Annotated in this window: 5 protein-coding genes; 2 read left to right on the top strand and 3 right to left on the bottom strand. The window is 34.7% G+C overall.

The features are described 5' to 3' along the window. Positions 1 to 45: 45 nt before the first annotated feature. Positions 46 to 2502, top strand: coding sequence for a fused MFS/spermidine synthase (locus tag HGP29_RS12020; RefSeq protein WP_168882652.1), 2457 nt, complete (start codon positions 46 to 48; stop codon positions 2500 to 2502). Positions 2503 to 2613: 111 nt separating this feature from the next. Next, positions 2614 to 3051, top strand: a complete 438-nt coding sequence (locus HGP29_RS12015; protein ID WP_168882651.1) for a hypothetical protein — start codon at positions 2614 to 2616, stop codon at positions 3049 to 3051. 46 nt (positions 3052 to 3097) lie between these two features. On the opposite strand, the gene HGP29_RS12010 is transcribed toward HGP29_RS12015, so the two are convergent. The 3 genes from HGP29_RS12010 to HGP29_RS12000 are packed head-to-tail and all read right to left on the bottom strand — an operon-like array spanning position 3098 to position 11840. Continuing rightward, positions 3098 to 5563, bottom strand: coding sequence for an OmpA family protein (locus HGP29_RS12010; RefSeq protein WP_168882650.1), 2466 nt, complete (start codon positions 5561 to 5563; stop codon positions 3098 to 3100). Positions 5564 to 5572: 9 nt separating this feature from the next. After that, entirely contained in the window at positions 5573 to 6484 is a 912-nt protein-coding gene (locus HGP29_RS12005; RefSeq protein WP_168882649.1) for a PorP/SprF family type IX secretion system membrane protein, read from the bottom strand. 1 nt (position 6485) lies between these two features. After that, positions 6486 to 11840: an Ig-like domain-containing protein gene (locus HGP29_RS12000; RefSeq protein ID WP_168882648.1), complete on the bottom strand. Its 5355-nt coding sequence runs from the start codon at positions 11838 to 11840 to the stop codon at positions 6486 to 6488. Positions 11841 to 11863 lie beyond the last annotated feature (23 nt).

The following is an 11863-nucleotide window of genomic DNA, read 5'->3' as shown; positions in this document are numbered from 1 at the left end:
CATCAATAAACTATTTCACTATCTCCAATTGAACCCCAAAAATTAATGCTCAGATCTCTACAACAATATCAAAGAACAATATTACTTTCTCTATTATTATTTCTTTCTGGAATCACTTCTCTTTTATTTCAGACCTTATGGGTAAAACAATTAGGCATTGTTATCGGTGTGGATATTTACTCCACTTCTATCGTTATCAGTGGCTTCTTTACTGGCTTAGGAATCGGGAATTATATCTTAGGGAAGTATGTAGAAAAGAATAACTCTCCATTATTATACTATGCTATTTTTGAAATAGTGACTGCGTTTCTTGGGGTTACTATAAGCTTACTTCTTTTTTATGGAGAGACCACATACATTCAAATGGAACATACTTTGGGAGCTTTTGCTTATATGATTCCATGGTTCCTCATTTCGCTCCCTGCCTTTTTTATGAGTGGAACTTTCTTAGCACTTTTAAAATACTCTAAACCATCTGAAGAAAATACGGGAAAGAAAATAGGTTACCTCTATGGTAGTAATACCACCGGAGCAATAGTAGGAACATTATCAACTCCTTTTTTAATAATACCTGTATTTGGTGTGATCGGTGCAGCCATATTTGCAGGGTTTATCAACCTTTTACTAAGTGCTTTTACGATATTTTTATTTCTTAAGGCGAAAAAAGAAACGTATATAAAAGCAGCACATGCTCCATTAGGGAAATTTCATATTGGATACCTATTGTATGGTCTCGCTGGGTTTATCGGTCTTTCACAAGAAATACTGTGGGGACAAATAGTAGTTCAATTTCAAAATACAAGAACATATGCTTTTGCCACTATGTTGGGTGTATTCCTTTTAGGATTATCTATTGGTAATTTCATTGCAGGGAAATACGTCAATAAAATAAAAAACCTCTGGTTTGCTTTTGGTACAATCACTCTCTCGGGGCTTTTTGTGACACTTCTCTCAGTGTTATTTATTGATCAAAATATAATTACAATTCAAGAGCAATTTGGTAATTATATGTATTCCGTATTTGACACTAAGGGGGCATTAATGATGGGGCGGTTTTTATTTATTAGCTGCTATTTTATTTTAATACCCACTATCTGTATGGGTGCTTTATTTCCGATTATTTCAGTAATAGTATCAGACGGAAAGAATATATCCGAGAATAGTGGGAAGTTATTGGCATGGAATACGTTTGGAGGAGTACTCGGTAGTTTAATTACAGGTTTTATTTTATTCCCGACGTTAGGTACTATTTATAGTTTATTTCTTCTATTTGTTCTTTCCTTAGGCGTTTCTTTTGTAGCATTTTATCAGGTTGAATCGTTAAGAAAACTCACACCTAGTTTAATCCTGTTTCTATCTATCGTCTTTTTTATACCTAAAACAAAATTTATTGATCTTCTCCTTCAAAAAGAAGGTGGTAATATCGTTTTCTTCCAAGAAGGAATAGGACATACAGTTGCCGTCGTTGAAGAAGGAGATGATACCCGCAAATTTAACCGTTTATATATCCAAGGTGTTTCCAATACGGGCGATGTCTTTCCTTCACTTCGTTACATGAGACTTCAATCCCTTATCCCATTAATTACATTTAATGGAAAACCTGAATCTGTTTTAGTAGTGGGTCTGGGAACTGGAATAACTGCAGGAGCCCTTCTTCAATTTCCAGAATTAAAAGAAAGACGAGTGGTAGAACTTCTTCCTGAGGTAGTAGAAGCTACCAAATATTTTAATGGTAATTATCAGTTATCAGAAAATAAAGCCATTGAAATTCTTGTGCAAGATGGTCGACATCTATTAATGAAAGAAGATAGAGTATACGACCTTATCACTTTGGAACCACCTCCACCAACCGCTATTGGTGTTAATAATTTATACAGTAAAGATTTTTATGAATTATGTAAAAAACGATTATCAAAAAATGGTATGATGGCACAATGGTGGCCGATAACCACACAAACGGAGGAAGCTTCTGCATCTATGGTAAGGGCCATTCTTGATGTGTTCCCTTACGCCAATTTATGGACTACAGAAATGCATGAAATGCTTGTTATTGGTTCAATGCAACCTTTGAATATTGACTTAGAACAAATAAGAAAACGTTTGGCTTACCCTGAAGTAAAACAGGCGTTGGATGAAATTGGCATTCATAATGAAGCTCAATTTCTAAGCACCTATGTGATGGGTAGAAATGGGTTACATGTATTTAGTAGAAATGCAGCCCCTGTTACTGACAATCACCCGATTTTAGAATATGATGGGTGGGTTAAAAAATCAGTAATTACAGATATCCTCCCAAGATTATTAGATCAACAAGAAGACCTTAGTATTTTACCTGAATCTCTTCAAAAAGAAATTGCTTATGAAAGGGAAAATCTACATCGATTTTATTACGCAGGTTTAGCTAGTTATATCGGCAGAAGAGACGTTTGGTCTATGCTCTTAACTGATTTATATGAGCATGATAACTCTAATAATTATTACAATTGGTATAACCCAGAGTAAATGAGCTGAAAAATAGAATAAGCTGATTTTTATAGAAATCGATAAATAATTATTACTCAACAAAATGAGAATCAACGTATTTAAAGGTATACTTTTAAAAAATCAAATCTCATGAAATCTATTTTATTATATATCTCTTTGATACTTTTTAGTGTACCTGCTTTCTCCCAATGTGTAGAGAGCATTGATATAAAATCTCCATACTATATCATGGAACGACCGACTGCTACTTTTGTAGATGAGGTCGATGAAATTTCTAATAATGAAATCAAATTCCTGCAAGTTGAAGAGAGTTATCTCTTACTTATGGATGAATATAAAAATCAAGTAAAGTTATATAATTGGGAGTTTCTTTCTGATGTTTCTAGTGATCAAAATGAAGATATTATTTCTGCATTCAAAATCACCAACTCTAAAACATTTACTACTGCTAAAGTCATATATAGAAAAGAAGGTAGTTGTTATGCCGCAACTGTCGAATTATATAATAAAAAAGGAACCTTAATATTAAAGTTCCACTCTGATAAGCTTAGAAAATCATATGAATAAAATATAAGGTCATTGATTCAGAAAATGAGTCAATGACCTTTATACATTAAAGGTAAAGCAGAACATCATAGGTGTTATTTTCATCAAAATTGTTGGAGGTGACAATTAACTTTTTGATCGTTTCTCCGTCTTTTGAAACTTCAATTGAATATTTGTATTTATCTTCAACAGTGATGTTGAAAACACCATCACTTCCTGTGGTTTTTGTATTCAATATTTTTCCTTGATCATCTTTGATGGTGACTTCGTAGCCAGAGAGTTGACCTTCTAAAGTAGCTAAGGAACCTGTTATATTTCTTTTCGAGATACGCATCATTTCACCATCTGTATCAACCATTAAGAAGCCTTGGTTTTTCCCTTCTAATTCATCATAATCCTCTCCATAATAAGCTTCTTCATCAAAATATCCTGTGACATAAAACTCTGTTCTTCGGTTCAATTGATGTTCTTCTTCTGTACATTCCTTATCAAAACAATCCACCACAGGTCTTGTCATACCATATCCTTTATAAGTGATTCGTTCTGGTGAAATACCTTTAGAAACGACATATTCATAAGCCTTCTGAGCTCTTCTTTCTGATAACTTAAAATTATACTTTTCTGATCCTCTACTGTCTGTATGTGCCGAGAGTTCAATCTTTATTGTTGGGTTATAACTGAGTACATGTACCACTGTATCTAAAGCATGTGAGGCGTCATCTCTGATAAATGCCCTATCATAATCATAATAGATTCTTATTCTCTGACCTTGAATTTCTCGGACATCAAAGTTTCTTTCCGACACCATATTATTAGCGGTATTTACTGCGGCTCTTCTAGAAAAGAACTTAGGCTTCTCAGCAATCATATCATAAAATGTCTCAGGCTTTGCGGCAAATCGGTAATACCCTGTGGAATCAGGATACACTTCAAACTTTTCTCCAGTATGTCGCTCTGTGATTGTAATTCTAGCCCGTACAGCTTTCATCGATACTGTATCTTTTACATAGCCTTCAACATATGGCTGAGCAATTTCTAAGACACACAATTCATTTTTATCAATAAATTTTGCCGTTTCTACTCCACTTAATGTATCTGCAGTATAGCCAGAAAGTGATGCGATCAGTTGACTTTTTTCTGTCCAATATTGTTTATCAATTTCAAAATATCCAGAAGAATCTGATGTAGTAATCCTTGTATCATTTATCATAACACCTACATTAGGAATAGGCTTACGCGTAAATGCATCAATCACAACACCTTTAAACTTATTGATGACTACCTCATAAATATTATCATTCATGGAAGAATCCAATTCGGTGATTCTATTGGAAGAGATGTAAGCTGTTCCGGTTGAATTGGCTCCTCCACCGAAATCATCAAAACTTGAATTTAAAGGATACCTAAGATGATGTGGCGTTGGAGTAGGCTGATTCATATCTTGCATAAAAAAATCTAACCCACCATAACCACCTCTACCGTTTGAGGAGAAAAATAATTGGTTTTTCTTATTGATAAAAGGGAATTTTTCATCCATTTCTGTATTTACATCTTTCCCTAATAAAATTGGTGAGGACCATGAATCCCCTGACCTATCAGAATAATAAATATCTGTTCCCCCGATTCCTCCTTCTTTATCAGAAACGAAATATAGACGACTCCCGTCCAATGTCAAGGATGGGTGACCCGTTGAATAGTCATCAGAATTCCATATAAAAGAATACGGTTTATCCCATTCTCCCTTGTCATTTTTTTCAGAGATATAAATCTGAATAGTACTCACTCCAGCTTCATCTTTCTCTTTTCTAGAAGTCCTTGTAAAAGCAATCATGTCCCCATTTTCAGTAATTGAGGCTGATCCTTCATGAAAATTAGTATTCAATTTTTTAGAGAAATTGGAAACCGTATCGGCTGAATCTACATAGAAAATATCTAGATACCTTTTTCCATCCCAAGCTGACTTCTTGTTTCCTGTAGCTCCTTTTCGATTCGATATAAATAGGAACCCATTTTCAAAGGGAACAGGACCAAAATCATCCAATTCTGAATTGAAACTTACGGCGGATACATCATAAAAAATGTTCTTCGGTGTGTTTCTTATATCTTCAATATTTTTGATTTTCTCATATACCTGTTGTCTATCCGTAGAGGTATCCAGTGCTTTCTGATACCATGCCGAAGCTTCATCATAATGCCCTGCCACAAATAATGCATCTCCGTAAGATTCTGCATACTCTCCTTCTAAAGCGACATCATTTTCTAGTAACTTTTGATACACCTCAATACTATTTAAAGGTTTATTGACCTTCTCATAACAGACTGCAATTTTTAAAGCATATTCTTTCTTAAGCTCATCCGATTCTGTTTTTACAAAAAGCTTTTGATACTCTTCCAAAGCTCTGGAATAATTGAGATCTTCCATGTCTTGCTCCAATCTCTGCTCTTTATTTTTTATTTCAACATCAGAAATTCTTTGAGCAAGAATAAAGTGACCAAAGCTCATCAACAATAATACTGTTAGTAATTTTTTCATGATGTTTGATTAAAAATAGCGCGGACTTAACATTTTAGTTTTCTTCCCTGTAAAGAAGATATTCAACATAAATTCATGAGAACCTCTGGTTACACCTTGTCCAGCATTTGTGACAATATCATAAGAATAACCAAAGCGGAAATGATCCCCGAATTCCAATTGTGTAAGTAATGTAAATGAGTTTTTGAGTGAATAACTTGCTCCAAACCATAACCAATCGTAGAGTAACGCATTCAGGTTAATGTCAAAATAGGTGGGAGAACCTTCAACAAATGCTAGTAATGCATTGGGTTTTAATTTTACTGTAGGAGATACATCAAATAAATACCCCCCAGTAACAAAATAATGTCTCTCCTCTTTTGCTACTAATGTACATTGACCATCGCTCAAATCATTTGCTAATAATTTAGGAGCCGATGCTCCTGCAAACCATTTATCAGTTTGATAAAAAAGACCAAAACCTACATTGGGTGTACTTTCTTGTTGCATGGAGGTAGGTAATGTTGGATCAGGCAAGAAAGTATTTAGATTTTGAAAATTCACTCTATAAAAATTCATTCCTCCTTGTAAACCAAAAGATAGTTTGCCATTGCCTAACGGTAAACGATAAGCTGCCATCATGTAAAAGGTCTGAGTCGTAGTTTCTGCAGTTTTATCTTGTGAAAAGATTCCTCCAACAGATAATTTTTTAGACCCTAATGGACTATCCACAGAGATCGTTGATGTATTTGGACTTCCTTCTACTCCCGACCATTGTTGACGGTACATTAAATTTGTATTGATCCCTTCGTAATTACCTGCATAAGCTGGATTTAGGACCAATCCATTAAACATATATTGAGAGTAAAGTGAAACTTGTTGAGCATTTGTATGTATCCATGCTGAACACACTATACCCATCATTAATAGTAGCTTTTTCATATTATTTTGCGATTACAACGAAACCTGATCTAACTTCTGAACCATCCTTCAAGTCAACGGTATAATAATAGGTTCCCACCCCTAACGTTTTTCCGTTATTACTATTGGTGCCGTCCCATCTTATATCTTCATTATTGTAACTCGTAGTACTGAAAACTTCCAATCCCCATTTGTTGAAAATCTTCACAGTATTGTTCGGGTAATATTCTATATCTTTTATATGCCAATAATCATTGATGCTGTCTCCATTGGGTGTAAAGGCATTAAATAGTTGCAATTCTGGTCCTACCTCGAAAAGTAAATTAGCGGCAGTGTCTGCATAAACAATATTAGCTTTACCATTCCATTTGGCAGAATCGATACCTGTAAAACCATCATCAGGAATAAAATGTAAGGAAGAGTAAGTAGCCATTTCGATAGCATCTCCTACTTGAATCGTATCTTCATTATAAAGAAGGTATCCATTTTCAGGGACTGATTCTATCCTAATGTATTTTAAAGTATCTCCATTAGGGTGATGATAGGCTGCTGCAAAATCTTGCTTTTCAACTGTCAGTTGAGAACCATGTTCTCCTTGTTTTAATATATCATCTAAAACCACTGAATTACCTCTGTAACCTGGAATCACTGTAAGGTTAATTTGAGAAAACTCTCTGGCATATAAAGTTCCATTCGAACCTGTCCAATCCACTGAGTCTAAACCTGCGTAACCGTCATTTGGTGAATAGAGAACACTATCTAATAAATCGTATGGAATCTCTTGAAGACGTACTATTGGGTTTCCTTCTAAAGTTAGTGTCCCGTTTCTAGGTAAGGAATCAAATACTACCTTTTCCAAAGGTAAATTATTAGGATCATCAAAGTTTTCATCAAAATCAAATCGCACAAAATGCTTTGGTGTATCTTGTCTCAGATAATATTCAAAACCCGATGTGGAAGGAGTTCCTTCTGCGGCATTTACTGTAATATAAATATCCGCTTCTGCTGTTCCATCTCGATCATCGGTGATCGTATAATGTGCTATCACTTCTCCTGAGAATAATTGAGTAGGTATATACTCTACTTTCTGGTTTGGAACTTCTCCAATGATACTTATCTCTCCTCTTTCTCCTTCAGATTCCTCAAGAGTTACGTCTATAATTCTTAAAGGATCTCCATCAGGATCATAGTCATTCGCTAAAACATCAATTTCAATCGTTGTGATTACATCTGTAGTTGCACTATCATCTACTGCCACAGGTGGGTAGGTTCTTTCCTTCATATTGATAAATACTGTGGCATCAGCATCAGCATAATCAATTCCATCTGAACCATTCCATAGAATTTGTTCTGCGACAGTTCCATTAGAAGAAACAGGTACATAATGAATACTATCGATCAATGAAACGGTAATTTCTTCATTGGGAGCCAAAGCAACTCCCGAGATTCTATATAACGTTCCTTCAGAACCATCTGGAAGACTAGTAAATTTCACCCGATCAATTGGTAATGCATCGTCAAAGTGTGCTTTAAAGTCTTCTTGACTAAAATAAATAGTATCTGGTAAGTAACCAGAATAGTAGATATCTGAAATTTCAGGAATATCATTGGTTACGGTTATAGTGATTGTTGCTTGGCTACAGCCATCAATTCCATCACAAATTTCATAGTCTATTGTCGCAGTTCCACTAAATAGATGATCGGGTGTAAAATAGACCAATTCATCTATTATTTCTGCTGTACCATTACTTTCTGAAACTATTCTTTCGAGGTAAATAGAATCCCCATCTTCATCATAATCATTGGCTAAAGCATCGATCCAAACAGGAATATTTACTGTAGTGGAAGCAACGTCATCGACAGCTACAGGAGGGTGTCGATCATCTGAGTAAATTAATGAGATCGTTGCGTTATATTGAGGTTCCTCCGCTGCTGTATTAATCACACTGTATTCAAAAGTAGTAGTGCCATGATAGAATGAATCTGGTTGAAAATGAAAATCTTCTGTTTCAATTTTCGCATAGGGTATTCTATCATTTGCTTCAACTAAAACACTATTGAAAAATAACTCCCCATTTACAGGAACAGAAGCGACAATAATTGAATCTAGAGGATCATTGTTGAAGTCAAAATAATGATCATCAAAATCAGTTTGTGTAAAATGTATGTGATCATTTTTCGATTGAGATTTTTCAAAATCTACTATATAAAGGGTAACAAGTAGATGAATATGAAAGGTATATTCTTCACTCTCTAGACTGTTACTATCTTTCACTTTAAAATTAAATGTACCCCAATTCCTAAAGTCAGTATTATCATAAGTTCCTGGTAAATATTGAAGCGTAGCTGTAGAAGGTATTTCTTCTCCGACAACAACATTTGCAAAACTTCCACTTCCATTATGTTGAAGTGTTCCTTTTTCAGGTAGGGTTGTAACAATAAAGCTAGCAAAACTCGCATTATCATAAGAGAGAAAATAAATATCATCGTCGATATCTCCTGTATAGGTTTCTGACTGCCTTAGAACAATTGTTGTATCTTTTGAAATTGGAGGAGTATCTAAATTATTCACATGAATCACGAAATCGTATAGTTCAGAATGATTTCCGATGAGGGCCTCCCCTCCATCATCTTTTACTCTGAATTTAAACTGACAATAATTAGTTCCAAATTCATAGGGTAAAGGTTGATACGTTAATAAAGAAACATCCTCCACATAATAGCCTGTGGTTAACTGTAAAGGTGTTATTTCCTGTCCATCGTATGATAGTGTCCCCTTAAAATCATTCGTATCATCAGGGTATGATACTCTTATTCCATCAAATGATAACGCATCTAATGAATTAAAAGGGAAGTTGGTCGTACTAAAAGTATATAACTCATCTTCATCTATAGTTAATGACTGATCTGATGAAGTTGGTCTTGCTTTAATATTAACATATGCTGTAGCCACTGGGCCAAAGTCTTCGTTAGGAACCAATTGTGCCTTGACTTCAATCTGTCTTTGTGATCGGTCCGTTAATGCTGCATTTGTAAAATAAATCAGTTTTAATGCTTCTTCATAAGCATCTGTAGAAGCCACCCCTAATAATACTATATTTTGAGTATCTGAAGGAGAGTTTACACCGATACCTGATGGTAATACTCCTCTGATCATTAATGAATCCGTTGCTTCTAAAGGCTGTCCATCTGCAAATGATATTTCTACTCTATTTAATGCACCAGCAGAAAATGCAAATACTCTTGTATCAATATCTGAAATTCTTCCGCTTTGCTGTGTACCTACGAAATAGTTGCTTTCATAATCTAATCCTGTTCTACCTGAACTATTATCATTATCTAAGTCTACAATAACAGGAACTAGACAATCTTCGATGATAAAAGGACCTATAAGATTATTGGTAAAGTTACATTCTTGGATATTTGAATAAACAGAATCAGCAGGAATAGGCATTTCCTTTACTGTATTATCAAAATTATAGGGATTATGATTTAAAACCACAAATGCATTAACCGTACTTCCATCGGTTGGTATGCGATTTTGTAATGTAAATTGTAAGGTGTCTAATGGATGAATTGGTACAGAAGTATGCAATGTATCGATTAGTGTAGCAGAAGTTTCATATGGATTACCATCAAATATTGAAACGACCATGTTAGAAGGTACTACTTGATTTCCTACATTCTGAACGGTCATTATCATATTCAGAATTCCATTATTATTACAAAGGGCTACATCTGATTGAACTCTTCTTAATACAATATCAGGAGCTGCATTCAATACATCCATTTCGGGAGTATAATAAGAAGCTTGTGATGAAAATGTATTTAATATACCATCAAAATAGCTGTGTAAATTACTTTGAAGCTCTTGAGCAATCTCTAACTGAAAATTAGTATTGGTAATATGAAAGCCATTTTGGTTCCAATAGGATTGTGCGGTCACCCAAAATTGATCGTATGCATTAATCGCAATTAATCCACCATCATCAGTACCTCCAGAAGTCACTATAACTTCGGTTTGTCCATCATTATCAATATCAGCGACAATAGGGTACTCTGCTCTATTTTCTCCTGACACCTCATAAGATGAAACATTAAATGTGCCTTCCTGATTTCTGATAGCATATACTTTCGTATCATCGTTAAAAAAGATTTCCGATTTTCCATCTCCATTTAGATCAAATAATGACACACCTGCAAGCCCAATATCATTGCTCGTCTGATCAAATATCCATTGTTCGTCAAGATTTCCATCTTCATAATCTAATATATATAGTTGGTATTGACCTGTTCCAATAATTTCAGGAACTTGATCACCGTCTACATCACCAATAGCTACTCTACCTCCAATAGTAGAAGAAGTTAAGAAGTACTCTCCTAAAACTGTTTGATTATAAGGTGACCAAAGGTAAACCTCAGCTTGATTATTTTCTTGAGTGACTGTAACAATTTCAGGTCTATGATCACCATCAAAATCAGCGATAGATACAAATCCATCGTTGTTGGGTACTTCTGATATCTTTGTTAAGCTCTGACCACTAATATCCACTGCGTATACCACATTTCCTGCCACTAATTCTAAACCATCAACATGGTCAGAAGATGAAAAAGTACCTAGAGTAGGTTTACGATCACCTACATCAAAAATGTTATAGGCAATAGAAAAAGCTTCCTGACCAACACTATTTCCACTTGATAAATCATTATCAAAGGCAATAATGGATGTAAGATCTATAGCATTGTAAATAGCATTCCCTATATAAACTTCAGGAATACCATCTTCATTAAAATCGGCAAGTTGTGGAGATTGGTATTCATGACCTACTCCTACCGTAGTTTTGGCAATAACCCCACTTGATCCAAATTCATACCGATGAATATTTTTTCCGACATTAATGAAAATATCCCCATTACCATTCCCATCAACATCTGCAATTGCCATTTGCGAATAACTATGGCTACTACCTTCTATTGGTATACTATATTTTACAGATTGATCGACGGTATTGAGTATATAGATCATTCCATCAGTAGAACTTTTCACTACTAATTCAGCGACCCCATCATTATCCATATCTCCAACTAAAACCCCAGAAGCTTTATCAATCACAATACCTAAATCGTGACTATTCAGTTTCTCAGAAAAATAAATTGAAGGTGTATTTGGATAATCATCAAAATTACATCCTAAAGAAAAGTTATTGACTATACTTCCTCTGCAATCAGGGGAAAAAGCACAGTCGGGATCATAACAATCAATTAAGCCGTCATTATCATCATCTATACCGTTATTACATATTTCAGTATTCTGTCCATATGAAATCGTTGATAATAGCAGTAGTAGTAGTAAGGCTTTGGTAGTATGCCAAAACATTTTATAATTGGTTTTTGGGTTAA

This window comes from Flammeovirga agarivorans (assembly GCF_012641475.1).
Taxonomy (GTDB): domain Bacteria; phylum Bacteroidota; class Bacteroidia; order Cytophagales; family Flammeovirgaceae; genus Flammeovirga; species Flammeovirga agarivorans.
The sequence above is the reverse complement of the archived record's forward strand: the minus strand, read 5'-3'. Positions and strand labels throughout refer to the sequence as shown.